The sequence below is a fragment of the Acidocella sp. C78 genome (assembly GCF_907164655.1).
Genome location: NZ_CAJQZK010000077.1, coordinates 13,395 through 36,916, shown reverse-complemented (window position 1 = coordinate 36,916; position 23,522 = coordinate 13,395). Strand labels below are relative to the sequence as shown.

The following is a 23,522-nucleotide window of genomic DNA, read 5'->3' as shown; positions in this document are numbered from 1 at the left end:
GCGGCCGACCGTCTCGGCCACGATGGTGGCGAAGAAGCCGGCGATCAGGATCGCGATGGCGAGGCGCGGGGCCTGCGCCAGCGAAAGAGCGAGCAGTGCGACCCCAGCCGACCAGCGCCGGCAGCACGCCGAACAGGAGGCGCTGGTTGTTCAGCCGCGCCTCGGGCACGATGCCGCCTGGCTCCAGCGCGAAGCCCCAGTGCACCGCGCCGAGAAGGCGAGGATGCAGGCGCCGTAATCGATCATCACCGTGGTCGCGAGCGGGGGCGCGCGTGGGATCGGTGATGATGACGGCGAGGCCGCCGAGAAAGGGGATCAGCCCGGCGATTCCGAGCAGAATGGCGATGGTGAAGGGGGCGCGGTTCATGCGCGTTTATGTCATGAAATCGAGCCCGATATCCAGCACCCGCGCGCTGTGGGTGAGCCACCCGGCCGAAATCAGGTCGACCCCGGTTTCGGCGATGGCGGCGGCGCTCTCCGGGGTAATCCGGCCGGAGGCCTCGGTGATCGCGCGGCCTTGCGCCATCGCGACGGCGCGGCGCAGCGTGTCGGGGTCCATGTTGTCGAGCAGCACCGCATCGGCCCCGGCTTCGAGTGCTTCCGCGAGTTGGTCGAGCCGGTCGACCTCGCATTCGATCTTCACCAGATGGCCCACCGCGGCGCGGGCGCGGCGCACCGCGAGGCCGGCCCCGCCGGCGATGGCGATGTGGTTGTCCTTGATCAGCACCGCGTCGTCGAGGCCGAAGCGGTGATTGGCGCCGCGCCGCAGCGCACCGCGTATTTCTGCAAGGCCCGCAGGCCGGGGATGGTCTTGCGCGTGCAGGTGATCCGCGCCCGGGTATGGGCGATGGCGGCGGCGATGCCGGCGGTGGCGGTGGCAACGCCGGAAAGCTGGCCGAGAAAGTTCAGCGCCGTGCGCTCGGCCGACAGAATGGCGCGCGCCTTTCCCTCGATCCGCGCGATCACGTCGCCGGGCGCGACGGTACCGCCATCGGGGATAACGATGTCGAGCCCGAGCGACGGATCGAGCAGGTCGAAGGCGATGGCGGCGCAGCCGAGTCCCGCGATCGTCCCCGGCTCGCGGGCGACGAAGGCGACGGCGGCGCGCGTGTCGTCCGGGATCACCGCCTCGGCGGTGATGTCGCCGGCGCGGCCGAGATCCTCAAGCAGGGCGGCGCGCACTGCGGGTTCGATCATGATGCGGGGCAACGGGGTCATGCGGCGTGGGGCCTTTGCGCGAGGGCGGCGGCGCGGGCGAGGGCGGCCGCCTGGGTGAGATTGGCATGGCGCGGCTGCGCGGTGCTGCAGGGCGCGTCGGTCCGCGCATGGGCGCCACGGCTTTCGGCGCGGTCGAGTGCCGCGACGCCGATCATCAGGCCGATCAGCGCGGCATCGTGCGCCGGCGCCAGCGGGGCGAGGCGCTCGATCAGGTGCGACAGGCCGGCGGCATCGCGCAGCACGCCGAGATGACGGCTGACGAGGTCGCGCACCAGCGCCGGCGGCGCCGCGCGGTGCGGTGGGGCGGCGGGCGCGGTTGTCGCGGTGGCATCGGGTTCGCCGGCGAGCGCGGTTCCGGCATCGGCGCCGGTGACGAAGGCTTCGAGCAGCGAGTTGCTGGCCAGGCGGTTCGCGCCGTGCAGCCCGGTGCAGGCGGCCTCGCCGGCGGCGTAAAGCCCGTCCACGCTCGTCCGGCCCCGTGCGTCCACGGCGATGCCGCCCATGTGGTAATGCGCGACCGGGCGCACCGGGATCGGCTGGCGCGCGGGATCGAGCCCGGCGGCGCGGCAGGCGGCGTCGATCGTCGGGAAGCGGGTCGCGAAGCCGGCGCCGAGATGTGTGGCATCGAGCGTGACGCGATGGCCCGCGGCGAGATGCCGGACAATGGCGCGGGCGACTTCGTCGCGCGGGGCGAGTTCGTCGGTGAAGCGCTGGCCGGTCTCGTCGGTCAGGATGGCGCCCTCGCCGCGCACCGCCTCGGAGATCAGCGGCATCGGCGTGGCGCCGGAATCGAGGCCGGTCGGGTGAAACTGGACGAATTCGATGTCGCGCAGCACGGCGCCGGCGCGCGCGGCGAGGGCGAGGCCGGAGCCGTCGGCGCCCGGCGGGGTGCTGCTGTGCCGCCACAGCGCGCCCACGCCGCCGGTCGCGATCAGCACGGCGGCGGCGGGGAGATGGACCATGCCGCCTGCGGTCTCGGCCCAGAGGCCGCGCACCCGGTTCTCCACGACATCGAGCGCCACGGCGCGGGCGTGTTCGATGATCGTGACATGCGGGGCGGCGCGCACGGCGGCGGCGAGGGCGGTGGTCACGGCGTGGCCGGTGGCATCCTTCACATGGCTGATCCGGCGCCGCGCATGGGCGGCTTCGAGGCCCAGCCCGGCATCGAAGCGCACGCCATGGGCGCGCAGGGCATCGATCACGAGCGGCCCCCTGGTGATGATGCGGGAGACCGCGGCGGCGTCGCACAGCCCGTCGCCGGCGGCGAGCGTGTCGGCGATGTGCAGGTCGATCGAATCGTCGGCGCCGATCGCCGCGGCGATGCCGCCCTGGGCCCAGAGGCTGGCGGCGCCGGCATCGAGCGTGCCGGCGGTAAGCAGCCGCACCGGGCGCGGCGCGGCGGCCAGGGCGGCGGCAAGGCCGGCGAGGCCGGCGCCGATGATGATCGGGGCGTTCATGGGATCGCGAGCATTCGCATCAAGGTATCGCGAGCATCCGCGTTCATCAGATCGCGAGCATCCGCTCGACCGCCGCGCGGGCCGGGGCGGCGAGGGCGGGGTCGATCGTCACCGGTTCGGTCATGGTCTCCAGCGCCCGGCGAATGCCGGCGAGCGTGATCCGCTTCATGTGCGGGCAGAGATTGCAGGGCTTGACGAAGGTGGTTCCCGGGCTGGCGGCGGCGATGTTGTCGGCCATCGAGCACTCGGTGATCAGCGCGGCGCGGGCGGGGCGGTGACGCGCGATATAGTCGGCGATCGCGGCGGTGGACCCGGCGAAATCGGCGGCGGCGACCACTTCCTCCGGGCATTCCGGATGGGCGAGGACGGCGACCCCGTCATGTTGCCGGCGCACCTGCGCGATGTCGGCGGCGGTGAAGCGCTCGTGCACCTCGCAGGCGCCGTCCCAGGCGATGATGCGGATGGCGGTCTCGCGCGCAGTGTTGGCGGCGAGGAAGCGGTCCGGCAGCATGATCACCGCGTCGGTCCCGGCGGCGCGGGCGGCGTGCTCGACTACCTCGCGGGCATTGGCCGAGGTGCAGCAGTAATCCACCTCGGCCTTCACCGCGGCGGAGGTGTTGACATAGGCGATCACCGGCAGGCCCGGATGGCGGGCGCGCAGGCTGCGGACATCGGCGGCGGTGATGCTTTCGGCGAGAGAGCAGCCGGCGCGGGAATCGGGGATCAGAACCGTCTTGTCCGGGTTCAGCAGCTTCGCCGTCTCGGCCATGAAATGCACGCCGGCGACGACGATCACCGAAGCGCGCGCCGACATCGCCTCGCGGGCGAGGGCGAGGCTGTCGCCCATGATGTCGGCGACGCCATGATAGATGTCGGGCGTCTGGTAGTTATGGGCGAGGATGATCGCGTCGCGCGCCTGCTTGAGGTCGCGGATCGCCGCGATGTCCTCCTGCATCAGCGCCCATTCGGCGGGCGGCACATGTGCTGCGAGCGATGCGGGAACGGAGGCGACGGCGAGGGTCATGGCCACATCCTTATGCTCGATATGAGCATATCATAAGCAGTTTTACGGCCGAAATTTAGCCGTATCGATTATCTTTATAGTGGATGTGAGTATAATAGGGTCAAGGCCGGGCGAGCGGCGGGCGGCTGCCGGTCATGGCCCGTTCGTCGCGGATGGCGCTGCGGAAGCGGAACAGCTTGGCCGGGCGGCCGGGGCCGTTGGCGAAATCTCCGGTTTCTTCCAGCAGGTTCTGGCTTTCGATCAGGCGCCGGAAATTCTGCTTGTGCACGGGCTGGCCGCCGATTGCTTCAATGCAGCGTTGCAGATCGAGCAGGGAAAATCGCTCCGGCATCAGCTCGAAAACGGCGGGCCGGGCGCGTAGCCGGGCGCGTAGCCGGCTGATCGCGGTAGCGAGGATGCGGCGGTGATCGGCGGCGAGCGTGTCACCCGGGGCGAAATCGCCATGCGCCGGCCGGCCGTCGCGCGCGGCCTCGCGCACCAGCCCGGCCTCGTAGAGCAGTTCGTAACGGTCGAGCGCCAGCTCCTCCTGCCAGGGCGCGCCGTCGAGTCCGAAGCAGCGGGCGATGCGGGCGCGCCGCGTCGGCTCCGCGCCCGCCCAGCTTCGCAGGCCGGGTTCGATCCGCGCCGGGGTATCGTGCGTGGTGCGGCGGTCTTCCCAGGGAAAGTAGCGGTACCAGTCCTGCCAGGAGACCTGGCCGCCGAGCCGCGCCCGTGTTTCGCTGCTGAGGGCGAGGTAGGAGATCGAGATGCTGCGCCCGGCGCGGCTGCGGCCGGCATCGGCGAAGGTGTAGAGCTGTTCGACATGGCCGAGCGGATGACCGGTTTGGCGTTCCACCCGGTCGCGCAGCCCGGCCTGCAGAGAGCGATGGGCCGATTCGAGCGGGCCGGCGGGCAGGGCGCTGCCGTCGAGCAGGGTGAGGACGCGCGGTGTTGCGTCGGTGACGGCGACGACGACGGCGATCAGCTCGGCATGGATCGGGTCGGCGCTACCGCTCACGGCTTCATCATCCGGAAGGCGAGGCGGGCGGCGAGGCCGCGCGGCGCGAAGCGGGTGCCGAAGGCCATCGCCGCGTTGCTCCGCCCGGCCACGACGCTGGAGCGCCCGGCGAGCAATGCGGCGACGCCGATCCGCGCGACCTCGGCGCTGGTCATCGCGCTGCGCCTGGTGAAGGCGGAGCGGGTCTGCCCGGCGGCGTCGAAGAATTCGGTTTCGGTGACGCCGGGGCAAAGCACGGTGGTGCGCACGCCGCGCCCTGACAGCTCGACATTCAGCGATTCGCCGAGCGAGAGGACGTAGGATTTGGTCGCGGCATAGGCGGCGTAGAGCGGCACCGGCTGGAAGGCGGCGGTCGAAGCCACCATCATGATCCGGCCCCACCCACGCGCCGCCATGGGGGCGGCGAACAGCCGGGTGAGATGCGTGAGGGCGGTGATGTTCACCGCGAGCATGGCCTCGGTCCGCGCCCATTCGGCCTCGGCGAAGGGGCCGAAGACGCCGAGCCCGGCATTGTTCACCAGAAGGTCGATGGTCGGGAAGCGCTCGGCCAGGGCGAGGCGGGCTGCTTCATCGGCAAGGTCGGCGGTGGCGGTTTCGGCGGTGACGCCGAACAGGCGGCATTCGGCGGCCAGAGCCTCGAGCCGGTCCTGCCGCCGCGCGGTGAGCACGAGGTCGGCGCCGCGCTGGGCGAGCTGGCGGGCAAGATCGGCGCCGATGCCGCTGGAAGCGCCGGTGACGAGGGCGCGGCGGCCACGGAAAGCGTCGGTCATTGATCCGTCTCCTTCGGTCGGTCAGGGTGCAGGCGACAGTGTGGACGCAATTTGGTCGGCCCGGGAAGGTGGTCGGCCCTTTGAGGACGCGGGCATTCCGTTCATAATGGGGTGGAAAACGCACAGGGAAGGGACGCGTGATGAAGTTTTCGATTGTAGCGGCCGGATTGCTGTTGGCCGCGATGGCGGCGCAATGTGCGGTGGCGCGGGCCCAGCCCGCGCAGGTGCAACTGGCGACGCGGGACATGACCCAGATGCTCTCGGCCATCGGCCATTCCGACTACAAATCCTTCGTGGCGCCGACGACGCCGACGTTTCGGGCGCATGTCGGCAGCAAGAAATTCCCGGCCCAGGCGGCCGCCATCGACGCGAAGATCCCGCTATCCCAGCCTTTTGCCGTCAAATACCTGACGACGCAGCGGGTCGGGTCGACGATCGGCTATATTTTCGAGGTAACGCTACAGGGCGGCAATCAGGTTCTCACGGACCTGACCCTGAACGGCACCAAGGTTTCGAGCTTCCATCTTCTCTGATCCCGGCGCGAGCATCATCCGATCAGATGGTTCCGTCTGATCGGATAAAGATGCTGTGTTTATCAATACCATACAGCACCGCATCCGATCCGGATGGATCGGAAACTGCTCTGGCGACCCTGCGCTCAGGCGCCGCCGGGTTGCCAGAGCGTGTCGGCGCGGCCTTCATCGTTGAGCCGGCGGGCCAGGATGAACATCGCGTCGGACAGGCGGTTCAGATAGGGGATCGGTATTTCTGAAATTTCCGCCTCGCCGGCAAGGCGGACCAGCTCGCGTTCGGCCCGGCGGGCAATGGTGCGGGCGATGTGCGCGCGGGCCGCCGCTTCGGTTCCGCCCGGCAGGATGAAGCTGGTCAGCGGGGCAAGATCCGCATTCCACGCGGCGGCGGCAGCGTCGAGCCGTGCGACATAGGCGCTGGTCAGCCTCGACGGACGGGCGGGATCGGAGGGTGCGGCGAGGTCGGCGCCGATATCGAACAGGTCGTTCTGGATCGCGGCGAGGTCCCGGTCGATCTCGGGAGACTGCGCGCAGATCACGCGGAGCAGGCCGACGGCGGCGTTGGTTTCATCCAGCGCGCCGAACACGGCGATGCGGGTGTGGCTCTTGGCAACGCGCGACCCGTCGGCAAGGGACGTTTCGCCGCCATCGCCGCCGCGGGTGACGATCGTATCCAGCTTCACCATCTTGCAGGTCTCATTTCACCAATATTCCTTCGTTCTTGGCCTTGTGGTCGGGTTCGACATGGATCGTGATGATCACGCCCGCCATCTCCCGCTTCAAGGCCCCCTCGATCCGATCGCATATGGTGTGGGATTCGGCGACCGTCATGGTCCCCGGCACGACAAGGTGGAATTCGAGGAAGCGCGACTGCCCGGCTTCACGGACCCGCATGTCGTGCGCCTCGATCGCGCCGGCGGCGTGGGTGGCGACCAGCCGATGGATTCGTTTCACCATCTCTGGCGGCGGTGCCCGGTCGAGCAGCGCGCTGAGGGCGCGGAGCACTGTCCGCCCGCCCATGAACGCGATCTGCGCCGCGACGGCCATGGCGATCAGCGGATCGATGATCGGCAGGTCGGTGAGCATGGCAATGGACAGGCCCGCGATGATCCCGATTGTGGTGATGGCATCGGCCATGAGGTGGGCCTGGTCGGCCGCCAGCGCCGGAAACTTCCGGGTTACGCCGGACCGGCCGAGAGCCAGCGCCCAGAGGGCATTCACCAGGCCGCCCGCCGCGTTCAGACCGAGACCCAGTTCAGGCGCCGAAGGCAGGTGCGGCGCGAATATCGTGCTTGCGGCGCGCTCGATGATGAGCACGGCGGCGAAGAGGATCATGCCGCCCTCGGCGACGGCACTCAGCAGTTCGGCCTTCGCGTGGCCGTAGGGGTGTTCCCGGTCGGCGGGCTTGGCGGCCGCCTTGAGCGCCACCATCACCATCACGGCGGCAAAGACGTTCACGAGGGATTCCAGAGCGTCGGAATAGAGCGCCGCGGAGTGGCTGACACGCCACGCCGTCACCTTAAGCCCAAGCGAGAGCAGGCTAACGACGACACTCAGGGCGGCAAGGCGAAGCGGGATGACCATCGTGCTGTCAGGTCGATCTTTCTGAACGTCATTGGTGCATTGTCGACCGGGATGGCCAACGGGTCTTTGTGTCCTGACCATGGCCATGGACGCAAGGCTGGGCATCCGGGCGAGGCCAGTGCCGCGTTTCGCGGTTTAGCCGAACCGTGAAACCGATGAAACCGCCGGCATCGCAGATCAGGCAGAGCGTCGTGCGGCCGGAACTGCGGGTGCTGCCGCGGGCAGCCATACGCGGCATGTCGTGCCGGCTCCCTCGACACTGTCGATCACCAGCCGACCGCGGTGCCGCATGACCACATGCTTGACGATGGCGAGGCCAAGCCCGGTGCCACCGACGGCGCGCGCGCGTCCCTTGTCCGCCCGATAGAAGCGCTCCGTCAGCCTTGGCAGGTGTTCGCGGGCGATTCCAGGGCCGTCATCGATCACCTCAAGCAGAATGCCGGGTTGGGGAAAGTCGGCATCCGGCGTCGCATGCACGGATACCGTGATGGTGCCGCCCGAGCCGCCGTGCTTCAGCGCGCTGTATTTGACGGCGTTGTCGACAAGATTGCCGATGACCTGGGTGAGCTGGCCGGAATCGCCATGCACCACGGGAAGACTTTCGGCGATATCCAGGGTCAGCCTGGTCGAGGCCTTCGCAAGGATCGGATCCATGAAGCTTGCGACCTGGCGGATCACGGGCCCGATATCGATCTGCTCGGAAGGGGGCTGATGCTCCGACATCTCGATTCGCGACAGGCTGAGCAGATCGGCAATGATTCTCTGCATGCGTTCGGCCTGTTCGGCCATGATCGCAAGGAAGCGCGGCACGGCCTCGATGTCGCCGCGGGCCGGGCCGCGCAGGGTTTCGATGAAGCCGATCAGGCTGGTCAGCGGTGTGCGCAATTCGTGGCTTGCATTGGCAACGAAATCGGCGCGCATCTGGTTCAGTTCGCGTTCGCGGGTGCGGTCGGTCAGCAGGATATAGACGGGCGCCGCGCGGCCGAGATCGCCGCTGCGGATCACCGTGGCATCCAGATCCCGGGTGACCGGTGTGGCGAGCGAGAGGGTGGTCCGCACCGGCTGATCGGCCAGCTCCGCTTCCGCGAGGGCGGCGCGCAGCTGCGGATGGCGCAGAAGTGCCGATTCCTCGGCGCCGTAGATCCTGACCGCGGCGGGGTTTCTCCAGACGATCCGCCGCGATCCTGGCAGACCATCGAGCTGGAACAGCGCGTCCGGCAGGCGGTTGAGAAGAGACTGGCTGTAATTCGCGTTGGTCGCGGCGGCCTCGCGGGTTTCGCGTTCGGTCGCGATGGTCTGAATGATGCGCTGGGCGAGGTTGGTCAGCCCCGGCGTTACGAGCTGCAACGCCGCGGGCGATGACGACGCGGTGAGCGCTGCACTGAAGCGCCGCAGATCGCGCGCCAGAACCATGCCCGCTGCCACCGACCAGGCCGCGCAGCCGGCAAGCCAGCCGATCCCCTCCCAGAGAGGGATCGCGCGGGCAAGGATCAGCCCAGACAGGACGATGGCTGGCGGACCGCCGAGCCAGGCCGCTATCGTTGCGATCGGTCGGCGCATCCGGTCAGGTCATGTGTTCGGCGATGGTGCCGGCGACGGCAATGTCTGGGGTGCGGGCGAAACCACTTTCGGCCCGTCCGGTTCGATCCGGAACACTGCGAGCCCGCGTTCCACATGACCGTTCGGTAGCAATCGGAGCGGGCCGTCGGTGCCCGAGAACCCGCGGGACTCCGTCAGCACGGTGGTCTTGAATCCGCCCTCATGCGCGGCGAGCACGCTGATCGCGGCGGCGTCGAAGGCAACCTTGTCGATCGATGGCGGCATCGCGCCGGCATAGGTTGCCTGGAACTTCTGGTCAAATGGCAGGCCTGCCGCAGGATCGGGCGCCGCGTAGATGGCGCCCCGCAGGACCTCATGCGTGGCCATCGCCTTGGCCCGGCTGGACCAGAGCGCGGGACCCATCAGCTGCACCTGCGGCGGGCCTGCCTCGTAATACGGGAGGAAGGTTTGCAGCTCCGCGAGGTCTTCGCCCGTCGCGCCGAGCAGCAGCGAATCGAAGGGCGGCGGGGGAACCGGTTCGCTCCGCAGCTTGGCAGCGAGGCGGCGTCCTGCGGCGCTGTCCTGATCTCGCGCGGCACGAATCCGCGCCATCAGCCCCGCACCCCGGCTGTCGAATTGCGAGATGTTCCGGGTTGTTGCGTTCAGGCTTGAGAATGACGAGGAGTAGTATCCGATTCGCGGTGGCGGCGCGCCGAGGCGGGTTGTGGTACGGCGCAGGGCGGTGGCCATGAGCCGGCCGAACTGGTCATCGGGAAGAATCGCGGCGGTACGGGTACGGCCGCTCTCGATGGCGTAGGAGACGACTCTACCCACCTGCTGGTCCGGCGAGATGCCCAGCGGCCATACGCCGGGGCGCGCCATGCTGTCGTCGTTGGTGAAGGCGAGGACATTCACGCCCGCTGACTGGGCGATGGGCGTGACCGCGCGCGTTTCAACCATTGTAAGCGGACCGAGGATGAGGCCGGCCCCCTTGCCGATGGCGTTCTGCGCGGCACTGGCGGCGCCCGTTGCCGTGCCGCCGGTGTTTTCGACATCCAGCCTCGGCGCGCCAGGCGCTGAAAATGCGAGTTTGACGGCCTGCTCGATCGAATGTCCGATTCCCCCATAGGGTCCGGTCAGCGGCACGAGCAATGCCACCGGGCCATGAGTTCGTGTGGCGCGCGCCGCGAGGGGCGCCGACGGAACGGCGCCGCCACTGGCGGCGGAACGTGGCGCGGTGCTGCATCCCGCAAGCGCGAGTGCCGCCAAGGTTGCCAAAACCAGAGCCACAGGCGTTAATGTCGTTCGTGACATCCGAGACTTCTCCACTTGCATCCGAAACGGCCTCTCGTCGGCAACCCGACCTTGTGCTGGTTTCCACGCCAATCGGCAACCTGGGCGATTTGTCGCCGCGCGCGGTCAGCGCGCTGCGCGAAGCAGACATGATCTTATGCGAAGATACGCGTGTTAGCGCGACCCTGCTGGCTCAATATCAAATCTTAACAAAATTACAATCATTCCATGACCATAACGAACAGGCGCGGACTCCTGCGTTGATCGGCATGATGCGCGAGGGACAGCGGCTCGCCCTGGTGAGCGATGCGGGAGCGCCTCTCATCGCCGATCCCGGTTACCGGCTGGTGCGCGCGGCGATTGACGAAGGGCTCGTTGTCAGCGCCGTGCCAGGGCCGAATGCGGCCATCATGGCGCTCGCGCTGTCCGGTCTGCCGCCGCATCCCTTTCTCTTCGGCGGATTTCTGCCGCCACGCTCGGCCGCTCGCCGCAGCGCCTTGCAGCGAATCGTCGCCGCCGAGCAGGTCGGGCTCGCCGCGACACTGGTATTTTACGAAGCGCCCCATCGGTTGGCGGCGTGTCTTGATGATTGTCTTGCCATCCTCGGAGACCGGCCTGCTGCGGTGGGGCGGGAGTTGACCAAGCGCTTCGAGGAGACCAGGCGAGGCGCGCTTTCCGCGCTTGCCGGGCATTACGCGACGACAGCCCCGCGCGGCGAGATCACTCTGGTGATCGGCCCCGCGACCCGGACGAACGCGTCGGCGGAGGCGCTGGACGAGGCGCTCGAAACGGCATTGGCGGCCATGTCGATCAAGGATGCGGTTTCCGCCGTCGCCCGGGAACTGGAATTGCCGCGCAAGTTGGTCTACGCGCGCGCGCTCAGCCTGAAGCGGGACGCAGAGTCAGGCTGAGCAGGCCGGGATGGAAAACATACGGCACGGCATAAAGCGCTGCCGTGCTCAGATTGACGACGAACAGCAGCCCGAGAGCCTTCCACCAGCTGGTTGACAGCCCGGCCCGCAGAATGAATCCCTGCAACCAAAGCATGTAGAAGGCGATCAGCCCGGCCGAGAGGCTGAGCGCGCCGACCTGCCCGGCGCCGAGCGCAAGCAGCACGTCGTTGGCGAACATTCCTAAAGGAATGAGAACGAAGACAATCCAGATCGACCAGTTCAGCGCCGTGGCGGTATTCAACCATCGGTCGCGCCGCCCAAGCCAGTGCGCTGCCCGTTCGATGATGACGGGTTGAACCAGGACACCGCACAAGCGGGACAGCATGAGCCCCGCCGCGTAGACCCAGTCGCCGCGCAAAGCCAGGAGGGAGGCGCCAACCATCGGAAAGGCGATCTGCGGTGCGATCGACGCGGAGAATGCGGAGGGTGTGTTCCCGAACTCGCGCAGCGCATCGACCCTGCCGAGGGCCACTCGGAAGATCCCGCGCAGGGTGCTGAAAAACGCACCGGCAAAACGATCCTCACCGTTCATGCGAACACACGATCCAGGATTTGGGCATAGATTTCGGACAAATGTCTCAACTCGCCGATCGGAACCGCCTCATCGACCCGGTGCATCGAGGTTCCGACCAGGCCGAATTCGGCGACAGGGCAACAGGACGCGATGAACCGGGCGTCCGACGTGCCGCCGCCGGTATCCAGTTTTGGTGTGACCCTGGTGACCGTGGCGATGGCATCGCTGATCAGGTCGATCTCCTTGCCAGGTTGGGTCAGGAATGCCTCGCCGCTGATGCTGGTCTCGCATTTTGCGCCGGGTGCGCAGGCCAGGGTCGTGGCGCGTATCCATGCGGCGAGGTCGGAGCCCTTGTGTTGGTCGTTGAACCGGATGTTCAGCCGCGCCGATGCGCTGGCCGGAATCACATTGCCCGCCCCATTTCCGGTATCGACGCTGGTGATTTGCAGCGAGGATGGCTCGAACCAAAGCGTGCCGGCATCGAGTTGACGCGTGCGAAGCGCTTCGAGTGCAGGGATCAGCCGGTGGAGGGGATTGTCCGCGAGATGGGGATAGGCGACATGGCCCTGGACGCCGGGGACAGTGATGCGGGCCGAAATCGATCCGCGCCGGCCGATCTTGATCGTATCGCCAAGCGTGGCGCGGCAGGTCGGCTCGCCGACGAGGCAGAATTCCGGGAGGGCCCGCTTGTCGGCCAGATGTTCGAGAATGCGCCGGGTCCCATCGAGGGCTTCGCCTTCCTCATCGCCAGTGATCAGCAGGGAAACGGTTCCCGCCTGCGATTCCGGGCGGGATGCCAGTGCGGCGATGAAGGCTGCGATCGCGCCCTTCATGTCGACGGCGCCGCGGCCATAAAGCAGACCGTCCTCGATGATGCCGCCGAATGGCGGGTGGCGCCAGCCCTCGCCAGGGGGAACGACATCGGTGTGACCGGCAAAGGCGAAGTGCGGGCTGCCGGTTCCGCGTCGGGCGACAAGGTTGGACACCTCGCCGCATTGCAGCCTCTCGATCTTGAAGCCGAGCGGCTCAAGCAGGCCTGCGAGTGTGGCCTGAGCGCCGTCATCCGCCGGCGTGACCGAGCGGTGACGCAGCAAAAGCTGCGCTATCGCAACGGGGTCCGTTCCTGTCACGCCCGCAGCAGCTCGTTGATCGCGGTTTTCGAGCGGGTCTGGGCATCGACCCGCTTCACGATCACGGCGCAGGCGAGCGACGGCCCAAGGCTGCCGTCGGGCAGCGGCTTGCCGGGCAGTGCGCCGGGCACGACAACCGAGTAGGCCGGCACCCGGCCGTAGAAGATTTCACCGGTCGCGCGATCGACGATCTTGGTCGAGGCGCCGAGAAACACCCCCATCGAGAGTACGGCGCCGCGCTCCACGATCACGCCCTCAGCGACTTCCGACCGCGCGCCGATGAAGCAATCATCCTCGATGATCACCGGATTGGCCTGCAGCGGCTCAAGCACCCCGCCGATTCCGACGCCGCCGCTGATGTGGCAGTTGCGGCCGACCTGCGCGCATGAGCCCACCGTCGCCCATGTATCGATCATCGTATCCTCGCCAACACGGGCGCCGACATTGACGAAGCTCGGCATCAGGACCGTATTCCGCCCGACATGGGCCGAGTGTCGTACAACGGCTCCCGGCACGGCCCGAATGCCCGCGGCCGCGAAGCGGGCATCGTCCCAGTCGCCGAATTTCATCGGCACCTTGTCGAATACCGGCGCGCCGCCGGCGCCAGCCATGGTCCGGTTCGGCAACAGGCGGAACGACATGAGAATGGCCTGCTTGACCCATTGATGCACGGTCCAGCCATCCGGGCCGGGTTCCGCCACCCGTAATACGCCATCGTCCAACAGGGTGAGGGCCTGGTTCACCGCCTCGCGCACTGGTCCCTGGTATGCTGGATCAAGTTGATCCCGGCGATCCCAGGCAGCGGTAATCGTCGCAGCGAGAGGTGTGTGATCCATCGGTAACCTTTCCGTATTTGTTCCGGCGAGACCATGCGGAGGCGGGTCCTGCCTGTCAATCGGGCGGTAATACGTTATTTACCCGATCCTGCGAAAAGCCTGTTGATGACGGATAAGGCAGGCTTTTCCATGGAAGCATCCGACGGCGCCCGTGACGGTCGAGAAAATTCGGAACGTCTCGACCGCATGGCACGCATGATCGAGAGTCTGGCAGGACTGCCTGACCCGAGTACGGCGGGCCCCGCCGCCTGCGCCCTGCTGGCGGCTGAATTTCCTGACTCCGGCATGTGTTTCGTGGTGCGTCCGGCGGCGGTGCAGCACGGGGGCGAAACAATTCTCGCCGATTATCCGTACGGCATTGGCCTGACCGACTGTAACGGCGGCGAAATTCTCACCATTCCGGTCGATCTGGAGAATGCAACCGCCGGGCGTTCGCTTGCGGCTTCGCTGGTGGCTTGGCGCAGCCGTGGAGACAGGCGGTTCACCGCCTCGGAAACCGATCTGCTGACCGCGATCGGGCCGCATCTGCGGCGTCTTGTCATTCGCTTGCTTGCGGCCGGTGCTTCCAAGAAGCGGAATGCGCTCGATCCGGAAACCGGATTGTGGCCGCTGCCAAGCTTCCTTGCGCAGGCGGACCGCCGATTTGATCGGCTCGACATCGAAGAGCGTGTTGGCACCATGTTCGCCATAGGCTGGGTCAGATCGAGCGGAACACAAGGATCTGAAGCATCGTCGGCCGTGATTCGCGAATCCGCCGAAACCCTGCGCGATATGTTGCGCCCGAGCGATCTGATCGGGCGGATCGGCCCGACCCGCCTTGCCGCCTGGTGCGATGGAGTGGATCATCTGGTGGCTGCCGAACGGGGAGACCGTATCGTTGCACGGCTTGATGCGATGCTTGCTGGAACCGGGCGCCATGTTGCCATCGGGATCGCGTCCCGATGGTCGCGTTCGGGCGATGATCCGGCGGCGGTTCTCGCCAACGCCCGCTCTGGTCTCGAGCAGGCCCGGTTGACCGCCGCGACGACCGGGCGGCCCGCCGTGCGGATATGGCAGTCGGAGATTTCCTGATCCTTTCGTCAAAAGTCTGGAAAATCAGGCATTTTCCTCATGGGGGCGGACATCGAGGAACTGGCTGAGAAGCCAGTCCCCATCGATCTTCTCTTCCGTCAGTGCCATTGCCAGCACTTCGCTGCCGAATACCGGCGCGGCGAGAACCATGTCGGGGTGAACCCGCCGGACGCGCTCGAGGTTTTTTCGTGTGCTGACTGCGGCAACCTTCTTGGCATCCGTGCCAAGTTCCCGGACCGCAAGAACAACAAAGGCATTCTCCGAGTCGTCATCCGAAAGGGCGAGAATCGCTCGCGCATGCTCACCGCCAGCCTTGCGGAGCGTATCGAGGTCGGTTGGATCGCCGATCACCGTCTCGGCATCGCCGAAACTCGCATCCTCGAATTCCGTAATGACGATCACCGATTCACCACGATTGCGCAGTTCGCGGGCTGTATTCCGGGCAAGGACGCCATGGCCGGAAATGATGAAGTGGTTCACGCGTTTCATCTTCTGTCTCCGGGGACCGATCGTCCGGTTGATACGATTCTGGAGAACCGGGCCTATCACGGCTGTCAGCGCGGTCGCGAAAACCGTCAGGCCAAGCACGATGAGCGAGACAACGAAAAGCCGCGCGTTCTCGCTCTTGGGCAGGATATCGCCATAGCCCACGGTCGACATTGTAACGATAACGAAATAAAGCGCCGAGGGCAGGTTGGTGATCGGCGGGCTGAAGCCTGCGCCGAGGAGCAGTGACCCGAGCACGCCATACACCATCAAGACAAGGACCGAGGCCACCGCGAACAGCGTGCCGGCGGCAAGTGACGAGCGGGAGAAGTGATTGCGCGCAAGCAGGAGCGAAGCCAGCAGGGCGAGGATGTAGATGGATTCGCCGTCGAGCCGGGCGGCCGACTGGACATGGACGGTCAGCAGAAGCTGGGCAAGCGTGATCCCGATGGCCGAGAGCCAGGCGATGCGCGAGCGGCCCAGCAACCCCAGGGCGATCAGAAGCTGCAGTACGCCGACGACAACGGTCGGAACGCCGTTGAGGATCAGGCCTGGGATGTTCCCCGATATCGGGTGAATGGCACTGACCAGATTGGCGAGGTCGAGATGCAGGTATTCCGCGGCGAATTTCTGGATCGTGGGCAGGATCGCGAGTGCACCCGCAACGCCCACCGCGAGCGCGAGTGGAACATGCGGAAACCAAAGATCCATCCGCAGGCGCCGATACCAGCGGTGCCCAAGCAACCGCGGCTGCCGCATGATCAGTGAAAACACGCTAATCATCACGGCGCCCTGCGAGGCGGCCACCGGAGCCGCCGGCGTCTGTCATCTCACCATTCATCTGCTCCGGAGATGGGCGCAAATGATCGGGGCCGCAACGCCCGTTCGTCAGGGAACGGAAATCTCGAAGCTTTCGACGACGGTATTGGCAAGCAGGCGCTTCGCCATTGATTCGGCGGCGGACCGAGCTTTTTCGCGGTCTGTCTCGGCAATGTCGAGCTCGATCAGCTTGCCGACACGGACATCGGTGACGCCATCATACCCCAGCCCCTCAAGAGCGTGGCCAATGGCCTTGCCCTGGGGATCCAGCACGCCGGATTTCAGCTTCACAGCGACCACAACCTTCATTGCATCGTCTCCGGGCCCTTCATGTCGCGGGTTCCGGCCTCGGGCAGTATGCCGAGCCGCTTTGCGACCTCCTGATACGCTTCCTCGACCCGGCCGAGGTCGCGGCGGAAACGGTCCTTGTCCATCTTTTCGTTGGTCTTGGCGTCCCAGAGCCGGCAGTTATCAGGGCTGATTTCATCAGCGAGAACGATTCGCATATCCTCGTTCTCCCAAAGCCGGCCAAATTCGATCTTGAAATCGACCAGTACGATACCGACCCCAAGGAACAGGCCTGTAAGAAAATCGTTGATGCGCAGGCTGAGATGGACGATGTCGTCCATATCCTGCGTGCTGGCCCACCCGAATGCGGTGATATGGTCCTCCGACACCATCGGATCGTTCAACGCATCGTTCTTGTAGTAATACTCGATGATCGACCGGGGAAGCCGCGTGCCCTCGGGGATGCCCAGCCGGGTGCTCATGCTGCCGGCGGCAACATTGCGGATAACCACCTCGATCGGGATGATCTCAACCTCGCGCACGAGTTGTTCCCGCATGTTGAGCCGGCGGACGAAATGGGTTGGAATGCCAATCTCGCCGAGCCGCTGCATCAGAAACTCGCTGATGCGATTGTTCAACACACCCTTGCCGGTGATCACGCCTTTCTTCTGCGCGTTGAACGCGGTGGCGTCGTCCTTGAAATACTGCACGAGAGTACCGGGTTCCGGCCCTTCGAACAGAATTTTTGCCTTGCCTTCGTAGAGTTGCCGGCGACGCGCCATGGGTAAACCTCGTATCTCGGCGGCGAAAAGGAAATGAAGGGTGCCGCACGCGACCGGGTATATCAACCGGCGGCGGTTTGCGCCATGCCCGGAGCCGGAAGCTGCCCGTGAGGGCAGCTTCCATTTAGCCTCAGGCGGCTTTCTGTCTCAGCGCTGCGGGCAGACCGCTGATCGCCTGATCGATCAGGCCCTGATCGTGGGCCGCATCGATGGTTTCCTTGAGGACCCGTTCCGCCGCAAGGGCGGCGAGTGATGCGGCGGCTTCACGAACTTCTGCAACAGCTGCCGATTCGGCCGCCGCGATCCGCTCCCTGGCCATCTGTTCACGACGGCGGGCGGACGCTTCTGCTTCAGCCTGCAAGTCGGCGGCAAGACGTTCCGCCTCGCGACCGGCCATGGCGAGCATGTCCTTCGCTTGGGCGAGCGCCGCCTCGCGACGGGTTTCGGCATCCTTCAGCATTGCTTCGGCTTCAGCTCGCAGACGCGAGGCCTCGTCAAGCTCACGCTGAATTTCGGAGCTTCTCTGATCGAGCATCGTGGTGATCGCGCCGACGATTTTCTTGCCGAAGAAGAAGAGGAAAATCAGGACCGCAACGGTGACCCAGAAAGTTCCCTTGTCCCAAAGCGTACCGGTAAGGGCTTCATATTCCATGGTCGCTCACCCCTGGGTTGAAAGTGCCGCGATCGCCTGATCGACCCGGCCAGGCTCCACAGCCTCACCCGTCAGGCGGTGCAACAGGCTGGACGCCACATCGCGGGCGATTGGGCCCAAAGCGTTCACCGCGGCGCGGCGCGCTGCCTCGATTTCGGTTTCGGCTGCGGAAATCTGCGCATCGAGCCGCTCGTTCAGCGTCGAGGATTGTGCCCGGGCGCGTTCCTTGGCGGCATTCACCGCTTCGGCGATTGCACCCTGGCTCGATTCCCGCGCATTCTGAATCGCGAGATTGAGTTCCCGGACGGCATGTTCGGCCTCCGCCTTAGCGCGGCGGGCGGTTTCAAGGTCGCTTGCAATGCGGTTGTGGCGGTTCTCGATCACGCCGCCGATCCTGGGCAGGGCCCAGCGCGCCAGAATGAAGTACAGCGCGACCATGATGACCGCCATCCACACGACCTGCGCGCCGGTCAGCGGATTGGCAAAATCCATCTGTGGCATCTTGCCTTCAGCAACGGCTATAGCCGGCGTCAGGCCCAGGGTGGTGGCGGCGAGCAGTATGGTGGTTCGGCGCATCGCGTGAAGTGTCCCTGCCGGTGGTTCAGGCGAACAGGATGATGAGCGCGATGACCAGCGCGTAGAGGGCAACAGCTTCGGTCAGCGCGAAGCCGAGCAGAACGTCGCGGAACATCTTGTCGCGCGCCGCCGGGTTGCGGCCGACCGCACCGACAAAAGCGCCGAACAGGTTGCCGATACCGACGCCCGCGCCGGCAACGCCGATGGTCGCCAGACCCGCACCGACGTCGCGAGCAAGCAGAAGGGTGTCAATGGCCATAACTAGGGTTCCTTTCAGTTCGAGCGGTAGCTGAGGCCGGTCAGGCCGGTGGAGGTGAAGGGATACGCGACGCGATCAATGCATATGGATCGCATCGTGCAGGTAAAGGCAGGTCAGGATCGCGAACACGTAAGCCTGCAGGAACGCGACCAGAAATTCGAGCGCGGTGAGTGCGATGTTGAGGCCGAGCGGGATGATCGCAGCGACAACGCCGACGGCGCCGAGACCCGAGACCAGCATCAGCATGAAGCCGGCGAACACTTCCCACATCACGTGTCCAGCGGTGATGTTCGCGAACAGTCGGACCGAAAGCGAAATCGGGCGGGAGAGGAAGGAGACGATTTCGATCGGGATCAGCAGCGGCAACAGCCAGCCCGGGACGCCCGGCGGCGAAAAGAACTTCAGGAAGCCGATGCCGTGATACCAGAACCCCACCAGCGTCGAGAGGGCGAAGACGAACAGCGCCAGAGCGCCGGTGATCGCGATGTGGCTGGTGAAGGCAAAGAAATACGGGAACAGGCCGAGGATGTTGCCGATCAAGATGAATGCGAACAGGGTGAAGATGAAGGGAAAGAAGCGTTTGCCTTCCTCGCCGATCGTGTCCAGCACCATGTTGTGAACGAATTCATAGCTGATCTCGGCAAGCCCCTGCATGCGGCCGGGAACCAGCGCGCGCTGGCGCAGGGCGATCACGAAGAGCGAGGTGACGATCACGGCGGCGAGCAGCATCATCTGGTTCGAATTTGTGAATTCGATCGCCTTGCCGAACGCACCGAATCCGGTGGTCAGCTGGAACTGCCCCAGAGCGTTGATCCCCGATTCTTGCGCCATCCGTATCCTCCGGTCAGTCCTTGTCGCCTGGCCCCATGGCCCGGAACACGTTTCGAAGCCCCGCAGCCGCGCCAATGGGCACGAAGCCAATCATGAACCAGGGTGCTGAATGAAAAAGCCGATCCAGTCCATAGCCGATCGCAACCGCCACGACCAGTGACGCCACCATCTCGGCGCCCAGCCGTGTTGCGACGCTGAACGGATTGGGACCCTTGTCCTGCTGCGCGGCGCCATTGGCGGGCTTGTCGAGCCCGGCACGGCTGCGCGCGGCGGCAAGGCGCTGATCGAAATCGCTCCGATCATCTGGCCCCTGAGCCGGTTCGTCACTCATTTTCACACCCTTACGCCCGCCGACAGGCGGCAGCGGTTGCTACCGATGCTGCCGTTCCAAGTCAACATATCGCGAGCGTGAAATCTATTCCGCGGCAATCGCCCCGGCGGGCTCGACCATTGCCGCCGCAGTGCCGAGATCCACCGACAGGACGCGCGAAATTCCGCGCTCCTGCATCGTGACGCCATAGAGGCGGTCCATGCGCGCCATCGTGTGATGGTGGTGGGTCACGACGATGAACCGCGTGCCGGTGTCCTGGGAGATATCTTCCAGCAGGCGGCAGAAGCGTTCGACGTTCGCATCGTCGAGCGGGGCGTCGACCTCGTCGAGGACGGAGAGCGGCGCGGGATTGCAGCGGAAGACCGCAAATATCAGCGACAGGGCGGTAAGGGCCTGCTCGCCGCCGGAGAGAAGAGACAGCGTTGCGAGTTTCTTGCCCGGCGGTTCCGCGAAGATCTCGAGCCCGGCTTCGAGCGGGTCGTCGGAGCCGGTGAGGGCGAGATGGGCGCGCCCGCCGCCGAACATCCGGGTGAACAGCGCCTGAAAATGTCGGTCGATCTCGGTGAAGACGGCCGAGAGGCGCTCGCGCCCTTCCCGGTTGAGATGGCCGATCGAACCGCGCAGCTTGGCGATTGCGCTGGTGATTTCGTCGCGGTCGCGCTCGATCGCGGCGAGGCGGGTCTCGATCTCGCCGACCTCCATATCAGCGCGCAGGTTGACGGGGCCCATCTCGTCGCGTTCGCGGGTGAGGCGCTCGAACCGCTTTCGCGCCTTGTCGGCGGCGTCGGGCGATGGAGTGTCCACTGCGGGCAAAACGGGATCAATCCCCAGACGTTCCAGCATCTTTTCTGCGACGGTGCCCCAGGTGTGGTCGGCTTCGCGCACAGCCGATTCGGCGCCGATGCGGGCTTCACGGGCGCGGGCGAGATCCTGTTCCGCGGCGCGCGCGGCGGTCGAATTCAGCCGCGCCGCGTCTTCGGCGCCGGCAAGGTCCCGCGCGGCGGCGCGGTGTTCGCGCTCCGCCATTTCCAGTTCGGCGCCCGCCTCGGCCCGCCGTTCTCGCGGGCCGCTGTCGGCCCCAAGGGATTCGAGGCCGGCTTCGGCCTCTCGCAAGCGGGCGGCGAGGTCGGTGCGGCGATCATCGGCGTCACGTGCGCGCTCGGCCCAGTCCGCCTGTTCGCGGATGATCGTCTCCAGACGGCGCGCGCGGGTTTCCATTTCCGTTTGCAGGCGTTGCAGCGCCTGGGTTGTCTCGCTGTCGCGCCGGCGGCTCTCCGCGAGGGTTGCGCGCGCGCGATCGAGCGCGTCGCGAAGGGCCTGGGCGTCGTCGAGTGTCGTGAATTCGGCCTCGATGGCCGCAAGGGCGGCACGCGCTTCGCCCGCCTCGGCCTCGATCCGGGCGCGCGTCTCGGCGGCGGCGGCTTCGCGGGCGGCCAGCCGTTCGGCTTCGGCCGCCAGCCGGCTCGCGGTCTCCGCCGTCGTGCGCAGATCCTTGCGGGCCCGGTCGATCGCCGATTCGGCGGCGCGGCGGGCGGTGCGCGCCTCCTCTTCGGCCCGCCTCGCGTCGCGCTCTGCGGCTTCGGCGTTCTGCAGCGCGGCGCGGGTGGCCTCGGCGGTTTTCCGTGCGCCCGCGAAAGAGACGTCGAGCTCATCCAACCGGTTGCGCTGGGCGAGGCGGACTGCCGCCTCGGTCGGCGCGCCGGGGCGGACCACGAACCCGTCCCAACGCCAGACTCCACCCTCTATCGACACGAGGATCTGACCCGGACGGAGCGTTGCCTGCAAGGCATCGCCGTCGGCGCCATTGGGCAGCAGGAGGATATGATCGAGGGCGCGCCTGAGCGAGTCTGGCGCGGTGATCGTCTCGCCGATCCGGGGGAGCACGGCATCGGACGCGATTGGCTGAAGGGGGCGCCAGTGCCGGGCGGCGCTGGCCTGCTCGCCAGCCGAGAGTTCGGCGCCCAGGGCTGCGCCAAGTGCCGTTTCCAGCCCAGCGGGAACCTTGATCCGGTCCAGCACCGGGTCGGGGTCGCGGCCGAATTTCTGGGCGAGCAGGGCTTTCAGTGCATCGGTTTCGGCCTTTAGCCGCGCTGCCGCGCCGTCCGCTTCGGTCGCGGCGGCGCGGGCGTGGATGGCGGCGGCATGGGTTTCCGCGCGCCGTGCTTCCGCTTCCTCCACCCGGCCTTGAGCCTCGGCATAGGCGGCTTCCGTTGCGGTCACGGCCTGTTCGGCCGCTTCGCGAGAGGTTTCCGCCGCGGCGAGACGCTGGGGTGAAACGAGGGCTGCCCGGGCTGTGGCATGGGTCGCCTCGGCGTCCCTGGCCCGCCGATCCGCCTGGCTTGCGGCGCCGCGGGCCTGGCTCAGCCGGCTCTCCATCGCCTGGCGCTGGGCCTGGGCGCGGGCGGCGGCTTCGGTGGCCTGCTGGGCTGCGGTTTCACACTGTGCGAGGGCGACCGACGCAGCCTCGGCCTCGTGCCGCGCCTGTTCGATCCGGGCGGGAGCCTGCGCATGATCGGCTGCAAGTCGCGAACGCTCGGCCTCGAGACGTATTGCGGCGGCCTCGGCATCCTGTGCGATGCGTTCGGCGCCGGCATGGTCCTTTCGCAGGGTTGCCACCCGCGCTTCGGCTTCGTGCCGGGCGGCTTCGAGGCGCGCGATTTCGGCATCGATCTGCTCCGCGAGAATCCGCGCACGCTCGAGGCGCGTGCGCGTTGCCGCCTCGCGCGCGCGCAAGGCGGGCAGCGCGTCGTTCTGCGAGGCCTCGCGGCCCAGTACATCGTCGCGGATCTGCTCGGCGCGGCCGACCTCGGCGTCGGCCTTGGCGAATTCCGCGCGCGCCGCGCGGCGCCGGCGCTCGGCGAGTTCGCGTTCGATCGCCAGATATTCAGCCTCGGCATCGCGGATCAGCCCGGAGATGTTCCGGTAGCGGTTGGCCTGGCGCGCCTGCTTGCGCAACTCGGCGAGGCGGGCCTCCTGCTGGGTGCGCAGATCGTCCGCCCGGAGCAGGTTCTGCTCGGCCGCGCGCAGCTTAAGCTCGGCTTCGTGCCGGCGGGCGTGCAGGCCGGTGATGCCGGCGGCTTCCTCGAGCAGGGCGCGCCGTTCGTCCGGACGGGCATTCACCAGGGCGGAAACCCGGCCCTGGCTGATCATCGCGGAATTGCGGGCACCGGAGGCGAGGTCGGCGAAGAGGGTCGCGACATCGCGCGCCCGCACCTCGCGCCCGTTGATTCTGTAGGCGCTGCCGCTGCCGCGCTCGATCTTGCGGGAGACCTGTAGTTCCGGCTCGTTCTGGAACGGCACCGGGGCGAGACCCGCCGTGTCGGTCAGGGTAATCGACACTTCGGCAATATTCCGCGCGGCGCGCGCCATCGTGCCGGCGAAAATCACGTCCTCCATTTCGCCGCCGCGCAGCGACTTCGCGCTGGCCTCGCCCATCGCCCAGCGGAGCGCGTCGACCACGTTCGACTTGCCGCAGCCATTCGGCCCGATGATGCCGGTCAGCCCTGGCAGGATGTCGATCGTGGTCGGATCGGCGAAGCTCTTGAACCCGCTGATCCGCAGGCGGGCGAAACGCGCGGGCAA

The 23,522-nt window shown here is 66.9% G+C and carries 24 protein-coding genes and 1 pseudogene; 3 read left to right on the top strand and 22 right to left on the bottom strand.

The window, feature by feature from the left end:
- The 6 genes and pseudogenes from ACIDOCELLA78_RS94880 to ACIDOCELLA78_RS94855 form a co-directional block, all read right to left on the bottom strand.
- On the bottom strand, positions 1–367 hold a 367-nt coding region (locus ACIDOCELLA78_RS94880), incomplete at its 3' end, for a DUF3429 domain-containing protein (RefSeq protein ID WP_249676628.1).
- Positions 368–373: 6 nt separating this feature from the next.
- Positions 374–1,218: pseudogene (gene nadC, locus ACIDOCELLA78_RS94875) on the bottom strand (carboxylating nicotinate-nucleotide diphosphorylase).
- On the bottom strand, positions 1,215–2,675 hold the full coding sequence (locus tag ACIDOCELLA78_RS94870; RefSeq protein WP_201729629.1) for an L-aspartate oxidase: 1,461 nt from the start codon (positions 2,673–2,675) through the stop codon (positions 1,215–1,217). The pseudogene nadC and the gene ACIDOCELLA78_RS94870 overlap by 4 nt, the downstream one beginning before the upstream one ends.
- Positions 2,676–2,721: 46 nt before the next feature.
- Positions 2,722–3,699 (bottom strand): quinolinate synthase NadA, encoded by a 978-nt coding sequence (gene nadA / locus ACIDOCELLA78_RS94865; RefSeq protein WP_201729628.1) that lies wholly within the window; start codon positions 3,697–3,699, stop codon positions 2,722–2,724.
- A gap of 100 nt (positions 3,700–3,799) precedes the next feature.
- Positions 3,800–4,696 carry an NrtR DNA-binding winged helix domain-containing protein gene (locus ACIDOCELLA78_RS94860; RefSeq protein ID WP_201729627.1) on the bottom strand — a complete coding sequence of 299 codons (897 nt, stop codon included), beginning with the start codon at positions 4,694–4,696 and terminating at the stop codon, positions 3,800–3,802.
- Positions 4,693–5,466 (bottom strand): SDR family oxidoreductase, encoded by a 774-nt coding sequence (locus ACIDOCELLA78_RS94855; RefSeq protein ID WP_201729626.1) that lies wholly within the window; start codon positions 5,464–5,466, stop codon positions 4,693–4,695. The genes ACIDOCELLA78_RS94860 and ACIDOCELLA78_RS94855 overlap by 4 nt, the downstream gene beginning before the upstream one ends.
- A gap of 140 nt (positions 5,467–5,606) precedes the next feature.
- On the opposite strand from ACIDOCELLA78_RS94855, the gene ACIDOCELLA78_RS94850 reads away from it, so the two are divergent.
- Entirely contained in the window at positions 5,607–5,999 is a 393-nt protein-coding gene (locus ACIDOCELLA78_RS94850; RefSeq protein ID WP_201729625.1) for a hypothetical protein, read from the top strand.
- A gap of 125 nt (positions 6,000–6,124) precedes the next feature.
- Here ACIDOCELLA78_RS94850 and ACIDOCELLA78_RS94845 read toward each other — a convergent pair whose 3' ends face one another.
- The 4 genes from ACIDOCELLA78_RS94845 to ACIDOCELLA78_RS94830 all read right to left on the bottom strand — a co-directional run bounded on the left by ACIDOCELLA78_RS94845 (position 6,125) and on the right by ACIDOCELLA78_RS94830 (position 10,388).
- Positions 6,125–6,682, bottom strand: coding sequence for a cob(I)yrinic acid a,c-diamide adenosyltransferase (locus tag ACIDOCELLA78_RS94845; protein ID WP_201729624.1), 558 nt, complete (start codon positions 6,680–6,682; stop codon positions 6,125–6,127).
- A 10-nt stretch (positions 6,683–6,692) separates the two neighbouring features.
- Positions 6,693–7,580 carry a cation diffusion facilitator family transporter gene (locus tag ACIDOCELLA78_RS94840; RefSeq protein ID WP_201729623.1) on the bottom strand — a complete coding sequence of 296 codons (888 nt, stop codon included), beginning with the start codon at positions 7,578–7,580 and terminating at the stop codon, positions 6,693–6,695.
- A 177-nt stretch (positions 7,581–7,757) separates the two neighbouring features.
- Positions 7,758–9,140, bottom strand: coding sequence for a cell wall metabolism sensor histidine kinase WalK (locus ACIDOCELLA78_RS94835; RefSeq protein ID WP_201729622.1), 1,383 nt, complete (start codon positions 9,138–9,140; stop codon positions 7,758–7,760).
- A 9-nt stretch (positions 9,141–9,149) separates the two neighbouring features.
- Positions 9,150–10,388 carry a penicillin-binding protein activator gene (locus ACIDOCELLA78_RS94830; RefSeq protein ID WP_249676626.1) on the bottom strand — a complete coding sequence of 413 codons (1,239 nt, stop codon included), beginning with the start codon at positions 10,386–10,388 and terminating at the stop codon, positions 9,150–9,152.
- A gap of 29 nt (positions 10,389–10,417) precedes the next feature.
- Between ACIDOCELLA78_RS94830 and rsmI the strand changes: the two genes are divergently transcribed.
- Positions 10,418–11,323 carry a 16S rRNA (cytidine(1402)-2'-O)-methyltransferase gene (rsmI, locus tag ACIDOCELLA78_RS94825; protein ID WP_201729620.1) on the top strand — a complete coding sequence of 302 codons (906 nt, stop codon included), beginning with the start codon at positions 10,418–10,420 and terminating at the stop codon, positions 11,321–11,323.
- On the opposite strand, the gene ACIDOCELLA78_RS94820 is transcribed toward rsmI, so the two are convergent.
- Genes ACIDOCELLA78_RS94820 through dapD form a run of 3 tightly spaced genes read right to left on the bottom strand, consistent with a single transcriptional unit; the run spans position 11,292 to position 13,845 of the window.
- Positions 11,292–11,897 carry a hypothetical protein gene (locus tag ACIDOCELLA78_RS94820; RefSeq protein ID WP_201729619.1) on the bottom strand — a complete coding sequence of 202 codons (606 nt, stop codon included), beginning with the start codon at positions 11,895–11,897 and terminating at the stop codon, positions 11,292–11,294. The two genes, rsmI and ACIDOCELLA78_RS94820, sit on opposite strands and share 32 nt — an antisense overlap.
- Positions 11,894–13,009, bottom strand: coding sequence for a succinyl-diaminopimelate desuccinylase (dapE, locus tag ACIDOCELLA78_RS94815; RefSeq protein WP_201729618.1), 1,116 nt, complete (start codon positions 13,007–13,009; stop codon positions 11,894–11,896). Before dapE ends, ACIDOCELLA78_RS94820 begins: the two co-directional genes overlap by 4 nt.
- Positions 13,006–13,845 (bottom strand): 2,3,4,5-tetrahydropyridine-2,6-dicarboxylate N-succinyltransferase, encoded by an 840-nt coding sequence (gene dapD / locus ACIDOCELLA78_RS94810; RefSeq protein WP_201729617.1) that lies wholly within the window; start codon positions 13,843–13,845, stop codon positions 13,006–13,008. The genes dapE and dapD overlap by 4 nt, the downstream gene beginning before the upstream one ends.
- A 129-nt stretch (positions 13,846–13,974) precedes the next feature.
- Here dapD and ACIDOCELLA78_RS94805 point away from each other — a divergent pair, with 129 nt between their 5' ends.
- A complete protein-coding gene (locus ACIDOCELLA78_RS94805) occupies positions 13,975–14,916 on the top strand; it encodes a diguanylate cyclase domain-containing protein (protein WP_249676623.1) in 942 nt (313 codons plus the stop codon).
- 24 nt (positions 14,917–14,940) lie between these two features.
- Here ACIDOCELLA78_RS94805 and kch read toward each other — a convergent pair whose 3' ends face one another.
- The 9 genes from kch to ACIDOCELLA78_RS94760 all read right to left on the bottom strand — a co-directional run bounded on the left by kch (position 14,941) and on the right by ACIDOCELLA78_RS94760 (position 23,522).
- Positions 14,941–16,209: a voltage-gated potassium channel protein gene (kch, locus tag ACIDOCELLA78_RS94800; protein WP_249676594.1), complete on the bottom strand. Its 1,269-nt coding sequence runs from the start codon at positions 16,207–16,209 to the stop codon at positions 14,941–14,943.
- Between the two features lie 81 nt (positions 16,210–16,290).
- Entirely contained in the window at positions 16,291–16,530 is a 240-nt protein-coding gene (gene purS, locus ACIDOCELLA78_RS94795) for a phosphoribosylformylglycinamidine synthase subunit PurS (RefSeq protein ID WP_201729615.1), read from the bottom strand.
- Entirely contained in the window at positions 16,527–17,291 is a 765-nt protein-coding gene (gene purC / locus ACIDOCELLA78_RS94790; RefSeq protein ID WP_201729614.1) for a phosphoribosylaminoimidazolesuccinocarboxamide synthase, read from the bottom strand. The genes purS and purC overlap by 4 nt, the downstream gene beginning before the upstream one ends.
- A 130-nt stretch (positions 17,292–17,421) precedes the next feature.
- Positions 17,422–17,943 (bottom strand): F0F1 ATP synthase subunit B, encoded by a 522-nt coding sequence (atpF, locus tag ACIDOCELLA78_RS94785; protein WP_201729613.1) that lies wholly within the window; start codon positions 17,941–17,943, stop codon positions 17,422–17,424.
- Positions 17,944–17,949: 6 nt separating this feature from the next.
- A complete protein-coding gene (locus ACIDOCELLA78_RS94780) occupies positions 17,950–18,519 on the bottom strand; it encodes a F0F1 ATP synthase subunit B (RefSeq protein ID WP_201729612.1) in 570 nt (189 codons plus the stop codon).
- Between the two features lie 25 nt (positions 18,520–18,544).
- Complete coding sequence (locus tag ACIDOCELLA78_RS94775) at positions 18,545–18,778, bottom strand: ATP synthase subunit C (RefSeq protein ID WP_007422333.1); 234 nt, start codon at positions 18,776–18,778, stop codon at positions 18,545–18,547.
- A gap of 75 nt (positions 18,779–18,853) precedes the next feature.
- On the bottom strand, positions 18,854–19,609 hold the full coding sequence (locus ACIDOCELLA78_RS94770) for a F0F1 ATP synthase subunit A (RefSeq protein WP_201729611.1): 756 nt from the start codon (positions 19,607–19,609) through the stop codon (positions 18,854–18,856).
- A 13-nt stretch (positions 19,610–19,622) separates the two neighbouring features.
- Positions 19,623–19,940 carry an AtpZ/AtpI family protein gene (locus ACIDOCELLA78_RS94765; RefSeq protein ID WP_201729610.1) on the bottom strand — a complete coding sequence of 106 codons (318 nt, stop codon included), beginning with the start codon at positions 19,938–19,940 and terminating at the stop codon, positions 19,623–19,625.
- An 84-nt stretch (positions 19,941–20,024) separates the two neighbouring features.
- Positions 20,025–23,522, bottom strand: coding sequence for a chromosome segregation SMC family protein (locus tag ACIDOCELLA78_RS94760; RefSeq protein WP_201729609.1), 3,498 nt, complete (start codon positions 23,520–23,522; stop codon positions 20,025–20,027).

What these genes read in the sequence shown, in the direction of transcription:
- ACIDOCELLA78_RS94805 (WP_249676623.1), top strand. Translation starts at nt 13,975, where the DNA reads ATGGAAGCATCCGACGGCGCCCGTGACGGTCGAGAAAATTCGGAACGT.
- ACIDOCELLA78_RS94780 (WP_201729612.1), bottom strand. Translation starts at nt 18,519, where the DNA reads ATGCGCCGAACCACCATACTGCTCGCCGCCACCACCCTGGGCCTGACG.
- ACIDOCELLA78_RS94840 (WP_201729623.1), bottom strand. Translation starts at nt 7,580, where the DNA reads ATGGTCATCCCGCTTCGCCTTGCCGCCCTGAGTGTCGTCGTTAGCCTG.
- ACIDOCELLA78_RS94855 (WP_201729626.1), bottom strand. Translation starts at nt 5,466, where the DNA reads ATGACCGACGCTTTCCGTGGCCGCCGCGCCCTCGTCACCGGCGCTTCC.
- ACIDOCELLA78_RS94835 (WP_201729622.1), bottom strand. Translation starts at nt 9,140, where the DNA reads ATGCGCCGACCGATCGCAACGATAGCGGCCTGGCTCGGCGGTCCGCCA.
- purC (WP_201729614.1), bottom strand. Translation starts at nt 17,291, where the DNA reads ATGGCGCGTCGCCGGCAACTCTACGAAGGCAAGGCAAAAATTCTGTTC.
- ACIDOCELLA78_RS94775 (WP_007422333.1), bottom strand. Translation starts at nt 18,778, where the DNA reads ATGGCCATTGACACCCTTCTGCTTGCTCGCGACGTCGGTGCGGGTCTG.
- ACIDOCELLA78_RS94870 (WP_201729629.1), bottom strand. Translation starts at nt 2,675, where the DNA reads ATGAACGCCCCGATCATCATCGGCGCCGGCCTCGCCGGCCTTGCCGCC.
- atpF (WP_201729613.1), bottom strand. Translation starts at nt 17,943, where the DNA reads ATGGAATATGAAGCCCTTACCGGTACGCTTTGGGACAAGGGAACTTTC.
- dapD (WP_201729617.1), bottom strand. Translation starts at nt 13,845, where the DNA reads ATGGATCACACACCTCTCGCTGCGACGATTACCGCTGCCTGGGATCGC.
- ACIDOCELLA78_RS94845 (WP_201729624.1), bottom strand. Translation starts at nt 6,682, where the DNA reads ATGGTGAAGCTGGATACGATCGTCACCCGCGGCGGCGATGGCGGCGAA.
- ACIDOCELLA78_RS94765 (WP_201729610.1), bottom strand. Translation starts at nt 19,940, where the DNA reads ATGAGTGACGAACCGGCTCAGGGGCCAGATGATCGGAGCGATTTCGAT.
- rsmI (WP_201729620.1), top strand. Translation starts at nt 10,418, where the DNA reads ATGTCGTTCGTGACATCCGAGACTTCTCCACTTGCATCCGAAACGGCC.
- nadA (WP_201729628.1), bottom strand. Translation starts at nt 3,699, where the DNA reads ATGACCCTCGCCGTCGCCTCCGTTCCCGCATCGCTCGCAGCACATGTG.
- ACIDOCELLA78_RS94850 (WP_201729625.1), top strand. Translation starts at nt 5,607, where the DNA reads ATGAAGTTTTCGATTGTAGCGGCCGGATTGCTGTTGGCCGCGATGGCG.
- ACIDOCELLA78_RS94770 (WP_201729611.1), bottom strand. Translation starts at nt 19,609, where the DNA reads ATGGCGCAAGAATCGGGGATCAACGCTCTGGGGCAGTTCCAGCTGACC.
- ACIDOCELLA78_RS94820 (WP_201729619.1), bottom strand. Translation starts at nt 11,897, where the DNA reads ATGAACGGTGAGGATCGTTTTGCCGGTGCGTTTTTCAGCACCCTGCGC.
- purS (WP_201729615.1), bottom strand. Translation starts at nt 16,530, where the DNA reads ATGAAGGTTGTGGTCGCTGTGAAGCTGAAATCCGGCGTGCTGGATCCC.